This window comes from Actinoallomurus spadix, from assembly GCF_024055725.1.
Lineage (GTDB): Bacteria > Actinomycetota > Actinomycetes > Streptosporangiales > Streptosporangiaceae > Actinoallomurus > Actinoallomurus spadix.
The window spans coordinates 290,132-307,666 of record NZ_JAMXMX010000005.1; the positions used below are offsets into that span (position 1 = coordinate 290,132).

18 protein-coding genes are annotated in these 17,535 nt (G+C 72.9%); 14 read left to right on the forward strand and 4 right to left on the reverse strand.

The genetic code is table 11. From position 1 onward, the window contains the following. Positions 1–80 precede the first annotated feature (80 nt). Positions 81–1,103, reverse strand: coding sequence for a PHP domain-containing protein (locus tag NE235_RS09170; protein ID WP_252800685.1), 1,023 nt, complete (start codon positions 1,101–1,103; stop codon positions 81–83). 107 nt (positions 1,104–1,210) lie between these two features. Here NE235_RS09170 and NE235_RS09175 point away from each other — a divergent pair, with 107 nt between their 5' ends. The 10 genes from NE235_RS09175 (at position 1,211) to NE235_RS09220 (ending at position 11,680) form a co-directional block, all read left to right on the forward strand. Then, positions 1,211–2,467 carry a sensor histidine kinase gene (locus tag NE235_RS09175; RefSeq protein ID WP_252800687.1) on the forward strand — a complete coding sequence of 419 codons (1,257 nt, stop codon included), beginning with the start codon at positions 1,211–1,213 and terminating at the stop codon, positions 2,465–2,467. A 37-nt stretch (positions 2,468–2,504) separates the two neighbouring features. Next, positions 2,505–3,164: a response regulator gene (locus tag NE235_RS09180; protein WP_252800689.1), complete on the forward strand. Its 660-nt coding sequence runs from the start codon at positions 2,505–2,507 to the stop codon at positions 3,162–3,164. Positions 3,165–3,286: 122 nt separating this feature from the next. After that, complete coding sequence (locus NE235_RS09185) at positions 3,287–4,201, forward strand: alpha/beta hydrolase (protein WP_252800691.1); 915 nt, start codon at positions 3,287–3,289, stop codon at positions 4,199–4,201. Continuing rightward, complete coding sequence (locus NE235_RS09190) at positions 4,191–5,426, forward strand: acyltransferase family protein (RefSeq protein ID WP_252800693.1); 1,236 nt, start codon at positions 4,191–4,193, stop codon at positions 5,424–5,426. The genes NE235_RS09185 and NE235_RS09190 overlap by 11 nt, the downstream gene beginning before the upstream one ends. A gap of 73 nt (positions 5,427–5,499) precedes the next feature. After that, the gene (locus NE235_RS09195; protein WP_252778838.1) at positions 5,500–6,621 is read left to right on the forward strand and encodes a PucR family transcriptional regulator; all 1,122 of its coding nucleotides are present in this window, start codon (positions 5,500–5,502) and stop codon (positions 6,619–6,621) included. A 102-nt stretch (positions 6,622–6,723) separates the two neighbouring features. Beyond that, positions 6,724–7,656, forward strand: coding sequence for an ACP S-malonyltransferase (locus NE235_RS09200; RefSeq protein WP_252800919.1), 933 nt, complete (start codon positions 6,724–6,726; stop codon positions 7,654–7,656). Next, positions 7,653–8,618, forward strand: a complete 966-nt coding sequence (locus NE235_RS09205) for a beta-ketoacyl-ACP synthase III (protein WP_252800695.1) — start codon at positions 7,653–7,655, stop codon at positions 8,616–8,618. The genes NE235_RS09200 and NE235_RS09205 overlap by 4 nt, the downstream gene beginning before the upstream one ends. 79 nt (positions 8,619–8,697) lie before the next feature. Further along, positions 8,698–8,952 carry an acyl carrier protein gene (locus NE235_RS09210; RefSeq protein WP_252800696.1) on the forward strand — a complete coding sequence of 85 codons (255 nt, stop codon included), beginning with the start codon at positions 8,698–8,700 and terminating at the stop codon, positions 8,950–8,952. A 29-nt stretch (positions 8,953–8,981) separates the two neighbouring features. Then, positions 8,982–10,235, forward strand: coding sequence for a beta-ketoacyl-ACP synthase II (gene fabF / locus NE235_RS09215; protein ID WP_252800697.1), 1,254 nt, complete (start codon positions 8,982–8,984; stop codon positions 10,233–10,235). After that, positions 10,232–11,680, forward strand: a complete 1,449-nt coding sequence (locus NE235_RS09220) for an acyl-CoA carboxylase subunit beta (protein WP_252800698.1) — start codon at positions 10,232–10,234, stop codon at positions 11,678–11,680. Before fabF ends, NE235_RS09220 begins: the two co-directional genes overlap by 4 nt. A 384-nt stretch (positions 11,681–12,064) precedes the next feature. On the opposite strand, the gene NE235_RS09225 is transcribed toward NE235_RS09220, so the two are convergent. Further along, positions 12,065–12,214 carry a hypothetical protein gene (locus NE235_RS09225; protein WP_252800700.1) on the reverse strand — a complete coding sequence of 50 codons (150 nt, stop codon included), beginning with the start codon at positions 12,212–12,214 and terminating at the stop codon, positions 12,065–12,067. Continuing rightward, the gene (locus NE235_RS09230; RefSeq protein WP_252800702.1) at positions 12,214–12,648 is read right to left on the reverse strand and encodes a hypothetical protein; all 435 of its coding nucleotides are present in this window, start codon (positions 12,646–12,648) and stop codon (positions 12,214–12,216) included. The genes NE235_RS09225 and NE235_RS09230 overlap by 1 nt, the downstream gene beginning before the upstream one ends. A 187-nt stretch (positions 12,649–12,835) precedes the next feature. Between NE235_RS09230 and NE235_RS09235 the strand changes: the two genes are divergently transcribed. Next, complete coding sequence (locus NE235_RS09235; RefSeq protein WP_252800704.1) at positions 12,836–13,783, forward strand: C45 family autoproteolytic acyltransferase/hydolase; 948 nt, start codon at positions 12,836–12,838, stop codon at positions 13,781–13,783. A 226-nt stretch (positions 13,784–14,009) separates the two neighbouring features. Here the strand turns inward: NE235_RS09235 and NE235_RS09240 are convergent, their stop codons facing one another. Continuing rightward, positions 14,010–14,504, reverse strand: a complete 495-nt coding sequence (locus tag NE235_RS09240) for a DUF3145 domain-containing protein (protein ID WP_252778563.1) — start codon at positions 14,502–14,504, stop codon at positions 14,010–14,012. Between the two features lie 224 nt (positions 14,505–14,728). Here NE235_RS09240 and NE235_RS09245 point away from each other — a divergent pair, with 224 nt between their 5' ends. The 3 genes from NE235_RS09245 (at position 14,729) to NE235_RS09255 (ending at position 17,517) form a co-directional block, all read left to right on the forward strand. Further along, positions 14,729–15,088, forward strand: coding sequence for an FxLYD domain-containing protein (locus NE235_RS09245; RefSeq protein WP_252800705.1), 360 nt, complete (start codon positions 14,729–14,731; stop codon positions 15,086–15,088). Between the two features lie 124 nt (positions 15,089–15,212). Beyond that, positions 15,213–16,376, forward strand: coding sequence for a S8 family peptidase (locus NE235_RS09250; RefSeq protein WP_252800707.1), 1,164 nt, complete (start codon positions 15,213–15,215; stop codon positions 16,374–16,376). A gap of 382 nt (positions 16,377–16,758) precedes the next feature. Beyond that, entirely contained in the window at positions 16,759–17,517 is a 759-nt protein-coding gene (locus tag NE235_RS09255) for a GH12 family glycosyl hydrolase domain-containing protein (protein ID WP_252800709.1), read from the forward strand. Positions 17,518–17,535: the final 18 nt, after the last annotated feature.

Below are 17,535 nucleotides of genomic sequence, written 5' to 3' on the forward strand. Positions count from 1 at the left end.
CCTCCTGGACGAAAAGGCTGCCATAGCAACGTTTCAGGCATGTTGCCGGGCGATGTCGACCCCCGTCGCCGGCGAGGACGTCACCTACCGGCCCAGGCGAGGAGGTCGTCCGCGGTCAGGGTGTTCACGATCCGCTCCGGGCCGACGCCGCAGCGGGCGGCCCGCTCGCACCCGTACGGCTGCCAGTCGAGCTGACCGGGCGCGTGCGCGTCGGAGTCGATCGAGAACCGGCACCCCGCCTCCACCGCCAGGCGCAGCAGGCGCTTCGGCGGGTCGAGACGCTCCGGCCTGCTGTTGATCTCCACGGCGGTGTCGTTCGCGGCGCACGCGGCGAACACGCGCTCGGCATCGAACTCCGACTCCGGCCGTTTGTTCCCGCGCCGTCCGCCGCCCCGCACGATCCGCCCGGTGCAGTGCCCGAGCACGTTGACCCAGGGGTTCGCGACGGCGGCGAGCATCCGGCGCGTCATGTCCGGGCCCGGCATCCGCAGCTTGGAATGGACGCTCGCCACCACGACGTCCAGCTCGGCCAGCAGCGCCGGATCCTGGTCGAGCGACCCGTCGTCGAGGATGTCGACCTCGATGCCGGTGAGGACGCGGAACGGCGCGAGCCGCTCGTTCAGCGCGGCCACGATCTTCAGCTGCTCGCGCAGGCGGTCCGGGGACAGCCCGTTCGCGACCTTCAGGCGCGGGGAGTGGTCGGTGAGCGCGATGTAGTCGTGGCCGATGCCGATCGCCGCCTCGGCCATCTCCTCGATCGGCGAGCCCCCGTCGGACCAGTCCGAGTGCGTGTGCAGGTCGCCGCGGAGCGCCGCGCGCAGGGCGGCGGCCGCCTCGTCGATCGGGGTTCCCTCGGTGGCCTCCAGACGGCGCAGGTAGGTGGGCGTCTCTCCGCGCAGCGCCTCCTCGACGACCAGCGCCGTGACCTTGCCGACGCCGGGCAGCGCCTCCAGGGTTCCAGCCCGCGCGCGGGCGGTCAGCTCGTCGGCGGAGGTCCGCTCGACGGTCTCCGCGGCCCGCCGGAACGCCCGCACGCGGTAGGTCGCCTCGTGCGACCGCTCCAGCAGGAACGCGATGCGCTTCAACGCCTCGATCGGCTCCATGCCCGACTCCTACCCGCTCCGCGGCGGCCACCCCATACCTGGGTATCATCCGCGAATCGGTCTAGAGAGGTACGAGGCGGGCCTTCCCTGCCCCGTACGCTCGGCCCATGACCGATGGACGGCAGGGAGGGCTCCGCGAGTCCCTGCGCCCGATGCTCGCCGTTGTCGTCGGAGGACACACCGACCCTCCATGGCCCAGACGCCGCCGCCGGACACGGTTCGGCTCGATCGACCTCCGGAGCGCGGGAGACCCCCTCCTGGCGTCGATCCTCGCCTTGGCCGGGTACTCGCAGATGGACACACCGCATCCCGACCTCGGTGGCCCGTTCTCTCGCACTCTCCTGCTGCTGGCCGCCTGCGGTGGTGTCGCCCCACTGCTACTGCGCCGCAGCCGCCCGCTGGTCGCCTGGCGGCTGTCCGCACTGGTGATGGTGATCTCGTCGATCGTGGTCAGCCCGCGCTCGACCCTCGGCACGCCGTACGTGCCGACGTTCGGCATCGTCTACCTGCTGTGCCTGTACTCCCTGGCGGTGCGCTGCGAACGTACGGTGACCATCGGCGCCATGGTGGTCTCGACGCTCGGATGCGTCATCCTCGACCCGCCGACCAAGGCGTTCGCGCTGCTGTGCGCCGTGCCGCTCCTCCTCGGCCACGCGGTGCGGCTCCGGCGTACGACCAAGCAGGAACTCGCCGAGCAGGAGGCCCGGCACGAGGCGGAGACCGCCGTGCTCCAGGAGCGGCAGCGGATCGCGCGGGAGCTGCACGACGTCGTCGCCCACCACATGTCGGTGATCGCCATCCAGGCGGAGGCCGCGCCGTACAAGGTCGCCGACCCGCCGCCGGAGCTGGCCGAGAGCTTCGCAGACATCCGCGCCAGCGCCCTCGAAGGGCTCACCGAGCTGCGCCGGATCCTCGGCGTGCTGCGTACCGACCCATCGGCGCAGACCGCGCCGCAGCCGGGCCTCGAACGCCTGGAGGAGGTCGTCGCCTCCGCCCGCGCCGGCGGGCTGAGCGTCGAGACGTCCGTGACCGGGGAGCCGCCGGTCCTGCCCGGTGGTGTCGGGCTGTCGGCCTACCGGATCCTGCAGGAGTCGCTGAGCAACGCGATGCGGCACGCCCCGGGCGCGGCGGTGCGCGTGGACATCGCGTATGAACCGGACGCGCTGCGGCTGCGGGTGCACAACGGGCCGGGGAACGAGCCGGACCGAGTCGTACGCGCGGGCGGCGGCCATGGCCTGGTCGGCATGCGGGAACGCGCCGCGATGCTCGGTGGCGAGCTCAGCGCGGAGCCGACCCACGACGGCGGCTTCGTCGTCGTCGCGACCCTCCCCCTGGGCCCCGAGGCCCTCGCACCGACCGCCTGAGCACGCCCCGAGCGGACCGCCCCGAAGAAAGGGACCCATGAGCATCCGCGTAGTCATCGCCGACGACCAGGGAATGGTGCGGTCCGGCTTCTCGATCCTGTTGAACGCCCAGCCGGACATCGAGGTCGTCGGCGAGGCCGTCAACGGGGAAGAGGCCGTGTCCAAGGCCGACGGCCTGCGGCCCGACGTGGTGCTGATGGACGTGCGGATGCCGGTCCTCGACGGCCTCGCCGCCACCCGCCGCATCACCGAGCGGCCGGACCACCCCGCCGTACTCGTGCTGACCACCTTCGACCTCGATGACTACGTGTACGAGGCCCTGCGCGCCGGGGCCAGCGGATTCCTCCTCAAGGACGCCTCGGCGCGGGAATTGTCGGACGCGGTGCGCGTGGTCGCGGCGGGCGAGGCGCTGCTGGCGCCGACCGTGACCCGGCGGCTGATCGCGGAGTTCGCGCGCATGGGCGCGCCGAAGGCGCCCGACCGCCGGCGCTTGGACGGCCTGACGGAACGGGAGACCGAGGTGCTCGGCCTGGTGGCCCGCGGCCTGTCCAACGCCCAGATCGCCGAGCACCTGGTCGTCGCCGAGCAGACGGTCAAGACGCACGTCGGCCGCATCCTCATGAAGCTGGACCTGCGCGACCGCACCCAGGCCGTGGTCTACGCGTACGAGACCGGGCTGGTGCGCCCCGGCGAGTGACCGGGGAGATCATCCACCCCCTACCGGGGATGTACGCGGCAAGTACGGTCCTCAGGGGGACGCGGGCGACAACGGACGATTCGTAACTTCCTGATCACTCGTTGATCAGGAAGGACGGGTCCGTGAACAAGCGCCGGGCAGCACTCGCCACCGCCATCACCGGCGGCATCATGCTCACGGCCGGGGCCGCCGGCGGCCGCCCCTCCGTGCCGCCACCGCCCGTACAGCCGCTGCCCGCGCTGACCGCACCGGCGCTCACCGCGCGGTACGCCGCGGAACGGCAGGCGATCGAGGCCGCCGCCCGGCGCGACCCCCGGCTGCGGCCGCTGGCCGCGCCCGGCCGGACCTTCGTCGCGTTCGACCCGCGCGGCCGTGCCGTCGAGGTCGTCGGCGACCTCGCCACGGCGCGGCGCGTGGCGATCCTCATCCCCGGCTCGGACACCACGCTGCACACCTTCGACTCCCGGGGCACCGCCTCCCCCGGCGGCGGAGCGCGGGCGGTGCTGGCCGAGGCCCGGCGGATCGACCCCCACGCCCGGCTCGCGGTCATCGCCTGGCTGGGCTACTCCGCGCCGAGCACCCTCAGCCTGGACGTCGCGACCACCGTCCGCGCCGACCAGGGCGCCCGGGCCCTGCGGCCGCTCGTCAACACCCTCGGCGCCCACGGCGTGGCGGTGAGCCTGCTGTGCCACAGCTACGGCTCGGTGGTGTGCGGGCGGGCCGCCCCCGACGTCGACGCGACCGACATCGCGGTCTTCGGCAGCCCGGGAATGGCCGTCTCGTCCGCGGCGGCGCTGCGCACCCGGGCGCGGGTGTGGGCGGGGCGCGGGTCCGGCGACTGGACGGCGTACGTGCCGAAGGTCCGGATGCTCGGGCTGGGCTTCGGCGCCGACCCGGTCGGCCGGGACTTCGGTGCGCGCGTCTTCGCGGCCGGTGACGGCGGCCACAGCGACTATCTCCGGCCGGACGGGATCGCCCTGCGGAACCTGGCCCTGATCGCCCTCGGGCGCGGCGCGGAGGTGTCCCGTGACCGCTGAACCGGTCCTGAGCCCACCCCCGGCGGCCCCGATGGATTCCGCGGCTCCGGCAGCTCCGGCGGCTCCGGCGGAGGTGACGCCGCGCGGGCGGATCCGCGCGCTGGCCCACCGCGTCGACGCGGCCACCCCGGAGCATCGCGACCGGGCCGTGGACGCGCTGCGGGCCTACGCCATCCTCGGCGTCGTCCTCGGGCACTGGCTGGTCACCGCGCTCGTCGCCTCGGCGGGCCCGGACGGCGGCCGAGCGTGGAGCACGCGCAGCCCGCTGGCGTCCCTGCCGGCACTGGCCCCGGTGTCCTGGGCACTGCAGACGCTGGCGCTGTTCTTCTTCGTCGGCGGGTACTCCGCGGCCCGGAGCCTGCGCCGCCCGCGGAGCGCCGCCGGATGGGTCCGCGCCCGCGTGGTGCGGCTGTGCCGTCCGCCGGCCGTGCTGGTCGCGGCCTGGGCGCCCCTCACGCTCCTGCTCGCGGCGACGGGGACGGACCCGATGCCGCTGGTCCGTCTCATGTACAGCCCGCTGTGGTTCCTGTGCGTGTTCATCGGCCTGACCGCGCTCACGCCACTGCTCGTCCGCTACGGGCCGTACGCCGCGGCGGTGGCGGCCGCCGTCGTCGGTGGCGTGGACCTCGTCAGGTTCGGCCTGGACGGTCCCGCCTGGCTCGGCTGGCTGAACGTGCCCGCCGCGTGGGCGGTGCCGTACCTGCTCGGCGTCGCCTGGGCGAACGGCCGGCTCGGCTCCCGGCGTACGGCCCTGGCCCTCCTCCTCGGCGGGGCGGCGGCCGCGGCCGCGCTCGTGGCGTTCGCCGGATACCCGGCGAGCATGGTCGGCGTGCCGGGCGCGCGGGTGTCCAACCTCAGCCCGCCGACGGCGGCCGCGATGGCGTTCGGGCTCGCGCAGGTCGGCGCCGCGCTGCTGCTGCGGAACCGGCTGGCGCGCTGGATGCGGCGGCCTCTCGCCTGGGCCCCCGTGGCGCTCGCGAACCTCTCGGCGATGACCGTCTTCTGCTGGCACCAGACGTCGTTCATGCTGGTGACCTCGGCGATGCGGCCCTTCGGTAGGCTGCCCGGACTGCTCGACGTCCCCGACCACTGGGGCTGGGTCGCGGCCCGGGTGGCGTGGCTGCCGGCGTTCGCGTCGGTGCTGGCCGGGTGCCTGGCGGTGTTCCGGAGGTTCGAGGGCACGAGCGTGAGACCCGGTCGGAGGCGGTGCGGCCGGCACGGCTGATAGGTGGGAGGCTGTTCGCGTGCAGAAAGACCTCGACATCCGCGAACAGACCACTGAGCGGCTCGAACAGGCCATGGGTGCGCTGGGCACCGCCGCGACCGCCAGCATGGAGGAGCGCCTCCCGTGGTTCCGCGCGATGTCGGCGGAGTACCGCTCCTGGGTCGGTCTGGTCGCCCAGGCGGGCATCGCCGGGTTCGTCGAGTGGTTCAAGCACGAGGAGAAGATCCGGCCGGCCATCGCCGGCGAGGTGTTCGGCACCGCGCCGCGCGAGCTCATGCGGGCCGTGCGGCTCCAGCAGACCGTCGAGATCGTCCGGGTCGTCATCGACGTCGTCGAGGCCCAGGTGAACGAGCTCGCGGCGCCCGGCGGCGAGACGCAGCTGCGCGAGGCCATCCTGCGCTACACGCGCGAGGTCGCCTTCGGCGCGGCCCAGGTGTACGCGCGGGCCGCGGAGACGCGGGGTGCCTGGGACGCCCGGCTGGAGGCGCTCATCGTCGACGCGCTGCTGCGCGGCGAGGTCGACGAGTCGCTGCACTCGTGGGCCGCGGCACTCGGCTGGGCGTCGACGTCGGTGGCCGTGATGGCGGGCAACACCCCCGAGGACGAGCCCGAGGCCATCATCGACGACATCCGCATCGCGTCCCGCCGGGCGCGCGTCGACGTGCTCGCGGGAGTGCAGGGCAGCCGCCTCATCGTGATCGTCGGCGGTGTCGAGGACGACCCCCTCGCGGCGGCCAAGCCGTTCACCTCCAAGTTCGGCCCGGGCGCGGTGGTGATCGGGCCGCGCGTCGACGACCTGTACGCCGCCACGATGTCGGCGCGGGCGGCGCTGGCCGGGCTGCGCGCCGTGGCGGGCTGGCCGGACGCGCCGCGGCCGGTGTTCGCCGGGGACCTGCTCGCCGAGCGCGCCCTCGACGGCGACCCGGACGCGCGGGCGTTCCTCGTGGAGGAGGTCTACGAACCGCTGCGCGCGGCGGGGGCCCCGCTCCTCGACACGCTGACGACCTACCTGGAGCAGGGGTCGTCGCTGGAGGCCACCGCGCGGCTGTTGTTCGTGCACCCCAACACGGTGCGGTACCGCCTGCGCCGGGTCACCGAGCTGACCGGATACGTCCCCGCCGACGGCCGCGCGGCGTTCACTCTCCGCATCGCCCTGGTCCTCGGACGGTTCGCGGACCGGCCCGCTTCGCTCTGATCCGTCACCCGTCGCCTTGTAGGACCCTCACAAGGCTCGCCGCCGGAGATTCGTACCTCACCGCATGAACATGGTGGAGTCCTACAGTGCATGGTTGAGTGCGTGCTCGTCATCGCCGCGCCCGGGCAGGGCGCCCAGACCCCGGGATTCCTCAACGCCTGGCTCGAAGTGCCGGGTGTCGCCGACCGTCTCGCGTGGTGGTCCGCCGTCACCGGACTCGACCTGATCCGCTACGGCACCACCGCCGACGCCGATGAGATCCGCGACACCGCCGTCGCGCAGCCTCTCCTGGTAGCCGCCGCGCTCGCGGCGTACGAGGCGCTGGGCATCACACCGGACGTGACGACCGGGCACAGCGTGGGCGAGCTCGCCGCCGCCGCGATCGCCGGTGTCATCTCCCCCGAGTCCGCCATGGTGCTCGTACGGGAGCGCGGCCGGGCGATGGCCGAGGCGGCCGCCGTCACCGAGACCGGCATGACCGCCGTGCTCGGCGGCGACGCCGAGGAGGTCCTCGCCGCGATCGAGAAGCACGGCCTCACCCCGGCGAACGCCAACGGCGCCGGTCAGGTGGTCGCGGCCGGCACGAAGGAGCAGCTGGCCGCGTTCGCGGAGGAGCCGCCCGCCGGCGCGCGGCTGCGCCCGCTGTCGGTGGCCGGGGCCTTCCACACGCATCACATGGCCCCCGCGGTCGACACGCTGCGGCGGATCACTCCGGGCATGCCGGTGGCCGCCCCCGTCACCCGGCTGCTCTCCAACCGCGACGGCGCCGTCGTGGACCACGGCCCCGACTTCGTCGCCCGCCTCGTCGAGCAGGTCAGCGCACCGGTGCGCTGGGACTCCTGCATGGCGACGATGGCGGACCTCGGCGTCACGGCGATCATCGAACTGCCTCCGGCGGGCACTCTCGTCGGCCTCGTCCGGCGCGCGCTCCCCGGCGTCGAGCGGGTCGCGCTGAAGACGCCCGACGACCTCGACAAGGCGCGCGCCCTCATCGAGGAGACGCGCGCCGGCGACGACACCTTGGAGAACGCGTGACGTCATTCCAGCTTCGTACCGGCGCCCCCGCGGCGCGCATCCTCGCGTTCGGCCACTACCAGCCGTCGAACGTCGTCACCAACGACGACCTCGCCAAGACGGTCGACACCAACGACGAGTGGATCCAGAGCCGCGTCGGCATCAAGCAGCGCCGCATCGCGGGCCCGGAGGAGTCGGTCGTCGACATGGCCGTCCAGGCCGGCGGTAAGGCCCTGGCGAGCAGCGGCCTGTCCCCGGAGGACATCGACCTGGTCATCGTCGCCACCTGCACCCAGGAGGCGCAGATCCCCAACGCGTCGGCGAGCGTGGCCGACCGGCTCGGCATCACCGCGCCCGGCGCGTACGACGTCAACGCGGCGTGCGCCGGCTTCTGCTACGCCCTGTCCAACGCCTCCGACGCGGTCCGCGCCGGCTCGGCGCGCAACGTGCTGGTCATCGGCGCGGAGAAGCTGTCGCAGTGGGTCGACTGGACCGACCGCTCGACCTGCATCATCTTCGCCGACGGCGCCGGCGCGGCGGTCGTGACCGGCTCCGACGAGGCGGCCGTCGGCCCCGTCGTCTGGGGCAGCGCCGGCGACATGGCGAGCCGGATCTACATCAAGGACCGGAACAGCTTCCTGTACCAGGAAGGACAGGCCGTCTTCCGGTGGGCGACCACGGCGCTGCACCCCATCGCCAAGGAGGCCTGCCAGCGCGCGGGCGTCGACCCGTCCGAGCTGGCCGCGTTCGTCCCGCACCAGGCGAACCTTCGCATCGTCGAGGCGATCGCGCGTAAGCTCAAGGCCGAGAACGCCATCGTCGCCGACGACATCGTGAACGCCGGCAACACCTCGGCCGCCTCGATCCCCCTGGCGCTGTCCCGCATGATCGAACGCGGTGACGTGACCTCCGGCGCGCCGGCCCTGCTGATCGGCTTCGGCGCCGGCATGACCTACGCCGCGCAGGTGGTCCGCGTCCCGTAGGGCCGGGCCGTTCCCGCGCCGTCCCCCTGAACTCCCTTCGAAGCACACATCGCAACAACAGGAAATGGAGAAATACCCCATGGCTCTTTCCGAGCAGGAGATCCTCGACGGCCTCGGCGAGATCATCGAGGAGATCGCGGGCGTCGACCCGTCCGAGGTCACCCCGGAGAAGTCCTTCGTCGACGACCTGGACATCGACTCCCTGTCGATGGTCGAGATCGCCGTCGCCGCGCAGGACAAGTTCGGCGTCGAGATCCCCGACGACGAGCTGAAGAACCTCAAGACGGTCAAGGACGTCGTCGTCTACGTGCAGAACAAGGGCGTCTCTGCCTGAAGTCGAGGAGCAAGGGAGAGCGTGACCATATGAGTACCTCCGTCGTCGTGACCGGACTCGGCGCTACTACGCCTCTCGGCGGCGACGTGGCATCGACCTGGTCCGCTCTGCTGGCGGGCCGGTCCGGCGTGAAGCGGCTCACCGCCGAGTGGGCGGAGAGCCTCTCGGTGCGGATCGCGGCTCCGATCGCGGTGGAACCCTCCGAGGTCCTGCCGCGGCACCGGTTGCGCCGGCTGGACCGTTGCCAGCAGTTCGCCCTCATCGCCGCCCGCGAAGCCTGGCTGGACGCCGGCTTCGCGTTCGGCGACGAGGCGGGCTTCCAGGTCGACGGTGACCGGGTCGGCGCGGTCGTCTCGTCGGGGATCGGCGGGATCATCACGACCCTCGACAACTACGACATCCTGAACGAGAAGGGCTGGCAGCGGGTCTCACCGTTCGCCGTCCCCATGCTGATGCCGAACGGCGGCGCCGGAGTCGTCAGCATCGAGTTCGGGGCGAAGGCCGGCGCGCACGCGCTCGCCAGCGCCTGCGCGTCGAGCGCGGAGGCCATCGGCTACGGCATCGACATGATCCGGTCCGGGCGGGCCGACGTCGTCATCGCCGGCGGCACCGAGGCCGCGATCCACCGGCTCAACCTCGCCGCGTTCGGCTCGATGCGCGCGATGTCCACGCGCAACGACGACCCCGACCACGCCTCGCGCCCGTACGACAAGGACCGGGACGGGTTCGTGCTCGGCGAGGGCTCCGGGATCCTCATCCTGGAGTCGGAGGAGCACGCGCGGGCCCGCGGCGCCCGGATCTACGCCATCGCCGCCGGTGTCGGCTACTCCGCCGACGCGGTCGACATCGTGTCGAACGACCCCGAGGGCATGTCGAAGGCGATGCTCCGCGCGCTGGCCGACGCCGGCCTGGAGCCGTCGGACATCGTGCACATCAACGCGCACGGCACGTCCACCCCGGTCGGCGACACCGGCGAGATCAAGGCGATCAAGCTGGCGCTCGGTGACGCCGCCCACCAGGTCGCGATCACCAGCACCAAGTCGATGACCGGCCACCTGCTCGGCGGCACGGGCGCGGTCGAGTCCATCGCCGCGATCCTGGCCCTGCGCGAGGGTCTCGTCCCCCCGACCATCAACATCGAGAACCTCGACGACGAGGTCGACCTGGACATCGTGCGAGACGAACCCCGGAAGCTGCCCGGCGGTCCCGCCGCCGCCCTGAACAACTCGTTCGGATTCGGCGGCCACAACGTGACCGTCGCGCTGAGGAGGCATGAGTCGTGACCGTTGTCGACAGCAGGTCCGCCACGCAGGCGCCCGAGCCCGCGCCGTCCCCCGAGCCCGTCGCGCCGGACCCGCGTGACCCGCGGGTCCGCCTGGAGGCGCTCTTCGACGAGGGGTCGCTGCGGCTCCTCACCGAGGAGGACACCAGCGGCGCCCTCGCGGGCGTCGGCCGGATCGAGGGCATCCCGGTCGTGGCGTTCGCCAGCGACCCGCGCGTGCAGGGCGGCGCGATGGGCTCGGAGGGTTGCGAGCACATCGTCCACGCCTACGACCACGCCGTACGGGAACGGCTGCCGATCATCGGCCTGTGGCACTCCGGCGGGGCGCGCCTCGCCGAGGGCGCGGCGTCCCTGCACGGGGTCGGGCGCATCTTCGCGGCCATGACCAAGGCGTCGGGCGTCGTCCCGCAGATCTCGGTCGTGCTCGGCGCCGCCGCCGGCGGGGCCGCGTACGGCCCGGCGCTGACCGACATCGTCATCCTGTCCGAGGGCGGCCGCATCTTCGTGACCGGCCCGGACGTCGTACGGTCGGTCACCGGCGAGGACGTCGACATGGCGTCCCTCGGCGGGCCCGAGCCGCACAGCAAGCGCAGCGGCGTCGTGCACGTCGTGGCCAAGGACGACACCGAGGCTCTGCTCAAGGCCCGACGGCTCGCGTCCCTCCTCGGCCACCAGGGCCGCATGCGGCCGGAGGAGGTCGAGGAGGTCGACCTGGGCGGCGTGCTGCCCGACAACCCCCGCCGCGCGTACGACGTGCACCCCATCATCAACAAGCTGCTCGACGACCCGGCGGAGGCCATCGAGCTGCACCCGAAGTGGGCGCCGAACATCGTCACGACGCTCGGCCGTTTCGGCGGCCGTACGGTCGGCGTCATCGCCAACAACCCGATGCGGCTGGGCGGCTGCCTGGACTCCACGTCGGCGGAGAAGGCGGCGCGGTTCGTGCGGATGTGCGACGCGTTCGGCGTGCCGCTCGTCGTCATCGTGGACGTCCCCGGCTACCTGCCGGGCGTCGGCCAGGAGCACGACGGCGTCGTACGCCGCGGCGCGAAGCTGCTGCACGCGTTCGCGGAGGCGGTCGTGCCGCGCGTCACGCTCGTGACCCGCAAGTCGATCGGCGGCGCGTACATCGCGATGAACTCCCGCGCGCTGGGCGCGACGCGCGTCTTCGCCTGGCCGACCGCCGAGATCGCGGTGATGGGCGCGGTCGCCGCCGTGCGCGTCCTGCACCGCCGCAAGCTGGCCGCCGTCCCGGAGGAGGAGCGGCACGCGCTGGAGCTGCAGCTCGCCGCCGAGCACGAGAAGATCTCCGGTGGCGTCCAGCGGGCCCAGGACCTCGGCGTGATCGACGAGATCATCGAGCCGGCCAAGACGCGGCGCGCGATCGCGCAGGCCATCGCCGAGGCGACCCCCGCCCGGGGCGCCCACGGCAGCATCCCCCTGTAGTTCGCCCGCGAGGACCCGAGCGCCCCGTCCAGGATCAGCCCTGGGCGGGGCGTTCGTCATCCCGCACGGCGCCTGGCCCCAGGGCCGCCCTCCCAGGAGTCAAGCCGCCGCCGAGCCCACCCGACCGGTGCCCCCGGAGCGGAGACGGCGCAGGCCGATGTGGCCGGTCCGAAGGGCTCCGCCAGGTTCCGGGACCTTCGAACCCGTGAAGTCCTTACCGAGACGCCCGCTTCGCCGCCGCACTAGCCACTTTGCCGCCGCGGGGGCCACCTTGCCGTCGCCGCAATCAGGTCTCGCCCTATTCAGGCGTTCTGCCCGTCAACACCGACGACAATGCGCTCCGCCGCCGACGCGGAGCGACTCCGAGTGCTCCGCGGGCGCCTGTCACACCGGAAGGAAGAGTGCCTCGAACGGCGGGGCGCCGACGGCCATGTGCGGCACCCCGTCGGCGACGTGCTGCTCGGCGAGCGCGATCTCCTTCTCCTCGAAGGCCGATCCGCCGTCCTCGGTACGGACGATCCGGGTGTAGCGCATCAGCTCGCTCCGATGAACTGGTAGTCGGCGCGGATTCTGCCGTCGTCGTCCAGGGCCAGGACGTCCAGGCCGCCGCCGACGGCCTCACCGCTGCGCGTCGACGTCATCGACCACCGGACGCCGACCACGTTGGGCAGCAGGACGCTGGGCTCGGCGGCGGCCTCGAAGACGTACTCGCCGGGCGCGACGAACATCGCGTAGGCGCGGGACACCCGGGCGTCCATGGCGGCGTGACCGCGGACCTCCAACGACGGCACCGGGAACGCGAGGTCCGTGGCGGCCTGGCGGATCTCCTCAGGTGGGTCGGCGAGAACCTGGAATCCGTCGTGCGCCCACAGGTCACGGATCAGCGCGCTGCGCGTCGCCGGGTCGGGCTCGTTCCACTGGGCGACATAGCGGCCGGCCAGTTCCCTTACATCGAGTTCGTTGCTCATGCACGGCAGTGTGGGCTGTCGACCTGCGCCTCCGCGATTCCCCCGAGGGAATCACGCGGACACCGGATCGCCGCCCGAACCCGCTGGGCACATAAAAACGATTCCGCCGATCAAGCACTGGAAAATTTCGGAAAAATTCCGCTAGGTTGCCGTCTCTCGCCTATCGCAGCAGGAGGAGTGACAGCCAGTGAACACATTTCAGAAGACATTCCACGCTCTTGAGATCGGTGACGGCGGCGACGGACGATGGGCCGATCACACGCGGGCGCTCTGGCCGACCGCCGAGGGGTGGTTGACGGACGAGGGCCGGACGGAGGAGGGCGCTGCCAGGGCACGGACGCTGTTCGAGACGCATATGCCGGAACTCGTTCCCATCCTCGATCTGCTCGCCGGACGACTCGATCGGCCCGGCGGCGAGACGTTCCTCACCCACGCCGCCATCCGGCCGTTCTTCTCCGGCTGCACGCAGATCGGCGGAGGAGGTGTTCTGCTGCGCAATTATGATTTCGCGCCTGACCAATGCGAAGGCACGATCGTCTCGTCCCGGTTCCTGCGGCCGGTGATCGGAACACAAGAGGCGGGATGGGGCCTGCTGGACGGAATGAACGACGCCGGACTCGTGGCCTCACTGACCTTTGGCGGGCGCTTCGTCCAGGGACCGGGTTTCACCATCCTCATCGCGCTGCGCTATCTGCTGGAGACCTGTGAGACCGTCGGCCAGGCGATCGGCCGGCTGCGCGAGCTCCCCATCGCCGTCCCGCAGAACGTCACCCTCGCCGACCACGACCGGGCGGCGACCGTGTACGTAGGACCAGACATCCCGCTGATCGAGGCGGCGGACGCCTGCGCCGCGAACCACCAGCACCTGCCGATGGCGCAGGACCAGGAGGCGTTCACCCGGACCCGCGAGCGGCTCGCCGCCGTTCGCGCCGCCGGCCCGGACGTCGCGGCGATGCTCCGGCCACCGCTGTACCAGACCGCCTACGAGGCGGGGCTGGGGACGGTCTACACGGCCCACTACCGCCCGGCCGAGGGCCGGGTGACCTACCACTGGCCGGACGCCCGTTGGGAGCAGTCGTTCGACGACTTCACGCCCGGTCATCGCACCGTGGCCATCGGGCGATCCGGCGTGTGAGCGACAGGCCGGACGCGAACGGGCGCGGAGTTCCCGGGGCGGGAGACGGGCACGGCGCGGGGCATGGCCGGGCCCGGCCGGCGCGATCCCGGTCGCGCGGCGCGATCCCGGTCGCGCGGCGCGGGACCACACGGTCAGCGCCGGCGGTCCGCCATCCTCGGCGGGGCATCGCGCGGGGAGCCCTCGCCGTGTTCCCGACCGGCGAGGGCTGCGAGGCGACCCCGGATCAGCCCGCCGCGTGCAGCCAGCGGACGGGCGCGCCGTCACCGGCCCGGCGGAAGGGTTCGAGCTCGTCGTCCCAGGGCTTGCCGAGGAGACGGTCGACCTCGTGCTCGAACGTCGCCTTGCCGGCGAGCGCGTTGGCCATGGCGGCGCGGAGGCGGTCCTCAGGCACGTGGATGTCGCCGTTGGCGCCGATGACCGCCGCGAACACGCCGAGAGACGGCGTGAAGCTGTAGCGGACACCGTCGCAGCCCGGACTGGCGTCCTCGGTCGCCTCGAAGCGCAGCAACCGCCATTGGCGCAGCGCGGAGACGATGCCGGCCGCCGTGCCCGGCTGGCCCTCCCAGCACAGCTCGGCGCGCATGGTGCCCGGCGCCGCGGGCTGATCGCTCCACGGCAGTGACACGGGCACGCCGAGTACACCTGCGGCGGCCCACTCGATATGCGGGCACAGCGCAGGTGGCGCTGAGTGGACGTAGAAAACGCCACGTGCGGACACCGGACCTCCTGGGAACGTTGCGAGGTTCGTCTTCCCCTACGTCCTCGGCGCTCCAGGTAGATGACCGCTTGGTTATTGTGCCTCATCGCCACCAGACGCACCAGCCCGTATCCCCTCCCCGGCCGGTCCCGGAGCGTTTGCTACTCGTTGGTAGGCTCGACGGCCGGGCGTGATCAACAGGCGCCATTACGTCGTTCGGTGATGACATTCGAGGAGGCCGCCGCATGCGCGGAGCCCTGATCCTGGTCGCGACCGCAGGGCTCGTCGCGGGCTGCGGCGGTGAACACGGCGGCGCTCCCGCCGGACCGCCCGAAAAGGACGTGCGGCTCACCTCTTGTGTGCTCAGCCGGAAACTGCACGCCGGCCGCGTCCGCGGTGTGATCACGAACACGGCCGGCCGTACGGCGGGATACGTCGTCCAGATCGACATCCTCGACGGCGGCGGCAACCCCGTCGACACCGCGCTGCACGCCGAGACGGAGATCGCGCCCGGCGCGAAGGTCACGTTCTCCGCCGGCGGTGTGCAGACGTACAGCGGGAAGATCACCTGCCGCGTCGCCTCCGTACGGCGAACCCTCCGCTGAGCCGCGGCCCGCATGACCAGCAGGCCGGGCGCGACGGGAGATCCGGGCGCCGCGGCCTGTCCGGAAACACACGACCGTCCGGCGACGATGAGTAATCACACGGACACGCCGAGAAGGTGGCGGGATGACGGATCAGGACGCACGGCTCGAACGCCTCCTCGCCCGCCACCGCGACGCCACGGTGGTCGAGGCGCTCCCCGGCCGCCCGGCGCTCGTCCGCCGCGACCAGATCCTCGTCGCGGCCCATGACGCGCCGGCGGTCGAGGACTCCGTACGACGCTGGTACGACACCCGGCACGACGGGCCGGGAGCGGCCCGCCTGCTGCTGCGCCCGGGCGCGAAGGTGGACGTGTGCGACCTGGCCGCCCGGCTGTCCGGCGGCGCGCCGCACCGGCGGCTGGCCGTCGCGCCCAACCATCTCGTCCACGGGCAGCCGATGTGGTGGAGCGGCCCGGCGGGGGCACCGCGCCCCGCGCCGGCGCTCGGCGCGCCGGTCGCCGACGGGACGGCCCGCCGCGCGGTCACGGTCGCCGTCCTCGACACGGGTCTGTCACCGCACCCGTGGTACTCCTCGGCAGCCTGGTACGCCGAGCAGCGCGAGGAGGTCACCGAGGTCTTGGACGCCGACCTGGACCACGAACTCGACGGGCAGGCCGGGCACGGCACGTTCATCGCCGGCGTGGTGCTGCGCCGCGCCCCGTCGGCGCGGATCCGCGCCAGGCGGGTGATCGGCGGCGACGGCGTGGGTGACGAGTTCGGCGTCCTGCACGCCCTCGCCTGGCTGGCCGGCCGGGGACACGCGGACGTCGTCAACCTGTCCTTCGGATGCCACACGTACGACGACCGCCCCTCGCCCCTGGTCTCCCGCGCCGTCGCCGCCCTCGGCCGCCGCGCGGTCGTCGTGGCCTGTGCGGGCAACCACGCGAGCGACCGGCCGTTCTGGCCTGCCGCCCTCAAGCAGGTGATCGCGGTGGCCGCGCTGGACGGCGACGAGCGCGCGGCGTTCTCCGGCTACGGCTGGTGGGTGGACGCCTGCGCGCCCGGCGTCGACGTCCACAGTTGCTTCGTCCGCTTCGACGGGCCCCGGCCGCGTGCCGGCGGGATCGACCCCGACGACTTCACCGGGTACGCCGTCTGGAGCGGCACGTCCTTCGCGGCCCCCGCCGTGGCGGGCGCGATCGCCGGGCTCGCCGCCGCCGAGGACCTGCCCGCCCCGGTCGCCGCCGACCGCCTCCTCGACCCGGCGGCCCACCGCGTTCACCCCGACCTCGGCGTGGTCGTCGCCTGATCCGGCCGCCCCTCGGCCGCCCCTCCCGGCCTCCGGCGCCGCGGCCGCCGTGCCCGAGAGGCCCGCGGCCCCTCCCACGCCACGGTCACCATGCCGAAGTGGCCCACGGCGGCTCCCCGCGCCACGGTCACCATGCCGGAGGGGCCGCGGCGGCTCTCCGCGCCCCGTCGTGAAAGGACTTTCACCCTTCCGCCGGCCACGCGGAGCGATCGTGCCTTGTCGGCCCGCTGCGGCACGTCGACGCGCGCGTCACGCGAACCGCGAGCCGTGCGGCCCGTCCGGTGCCGGGCTAGCATCCCGAGGCTGAGAGCGCTCCCAGCCCGGCTCGGCGCCCCGCGTCCGGCCGGGTTCCCGTACCCGCTCGCGACCCCCGGAGGTCACCATGAGACGTCGAGCCATCGCGGTCGCCCTGGCGCTGGCCGGCTCGGTCCTCACCCCGGCGATGGCCGGCACCCCGGCACACGCCGACACCCAGATCTGCGCGCAGTACGGCTCGACCAAGATCCAGAACGGCCGGTACGTCGTCCAGAACAACAACTGGGGCGACAGCACGACGCAGTGCATCAACGTCACCGGCTCCGGCTTCTCGGTCACCACCGCCAGCCACAACAAGCCGCAGAACGGCGCGCCCGGCTCGTACCCGTCGATCTACGCCGGCTGCCACTACGGGAACTGCTCCACCGGCAGCGGCCTGCCCCTGCGCGCCGACGACGGCCGGTTCAACACGATCCAGACCAGTGTGAGCATGTCCTACCCCGGCTCCGGGGTGTACGACGCGTCGTACGACGTCTGGTTCGACCCGACGGCCCGCACGAACGGCCAGAACACCGGCGCGGAGCTCATGGTCTGGCTGAACCACACCGGTTCGGTGCAGCCCGTCGGCTCCAGGGTCGCCACCGTCAGCCTCGCCGGCGGGACCTGGGACGTCTGGTACGGCAACAGCGGCTGGAACGTCGTGTCGTACGTGCGCACCTCCCCGACCTCCTCGATCTCCTTCCCGGTGCACACCTTCTACGACGACATGGTGCGACGCGGCTACGCGCAGCGCTCCTGGTACGTCACCAGCGTCCAGGCGGGATTCGAGCCGTGGGTCGGCGGCGTGGGCCTCGCCGTGAACAACTTCTCGTACAGCATCGGCTGATCGCACCGCCGGTCCCCC

Excerpts from the sequence above, each read along its gene's own strand:
- NE235_RS09170 (WP_252800685.1), bottom strand. The coding sequence starts at position 1,103 with ATGGAGCCGATCGAGGCGTTGAAGCGCATCGCGTTCCTGCTGGAGCGG.
- NE235_RS09175 (WP_252800687.1), top strand. The coding sequence starts at position 1,211 with ATGACCGATGGACGGCAGGGAGGGCTCCGCGAGTCCCTGCGCCCGATG.
- NE235_RS09180 (WP_252800689.1), top strand. The coding sequence starts at position 2,505 with ATGAGCATCCGCGTAGTCATCGCCGACGACCAGGGAATGGTGCGGTCC.
- NE235_RS09195 (WP_252778838.1), top strand. The coding sequence starts at position 5,500 with ATGGGTGCGCTGGGCACCGCCGCGACCGCCAGCATGGAGGAGCGCCTC.
- NE235_RS09210 (WP_252800696.1), top strand. The coding sequence starts at position 8,698 with ATGGCTCTTTCCGAGCAGGAGATCCTCGACGGCCTCGGCGAGATCATC.
- fabF (WP_252800697.1), top strand. The coding sequence starts at position 8,982 with ATGAGTACCTCCGTCGTCGTGACCGGACTCGGCGCTACTACGCCTCTC.
- NE235_RS09225 (WP_252800700.1), bottom strand. The coding sequence starts at position 12,214 with ATGCGCTACACCCGGATCGTCCGTACCGAGGACGGCGGATCGGCCTTC.
- NE235_RS09230 (WP_252800702.1), bottom strand. The coding sequence starts at position 12,648 with ATGAGCAACGAACTCGATGTAAGGGAACTGGCCGGCCGCTATGTCGCC.
- NE235_RS09245 (WP_252800705.1), top strand. The coding sequence starts at position 14,729 with ATGCGCGGAGCCCTGATCCTGGTCGCGACCGCAGGGCTCGTCGCGGGC.
- NE235_RS09250 (WP_252800707.1), top strand. The coding sequence starts at position 15,213 with ATGACGGATCAGGACGCACGGCTCGAACGCCTCCTCGCCCGCCACCGC.
- NE235_RS09255 (WP_252800709.1), top strand. The coding sequence starts at position 16,759 with ATGAGACGTCGAGCCATCGCGGTCGCCCTGGCGCTGGCCGGCTCGGTC.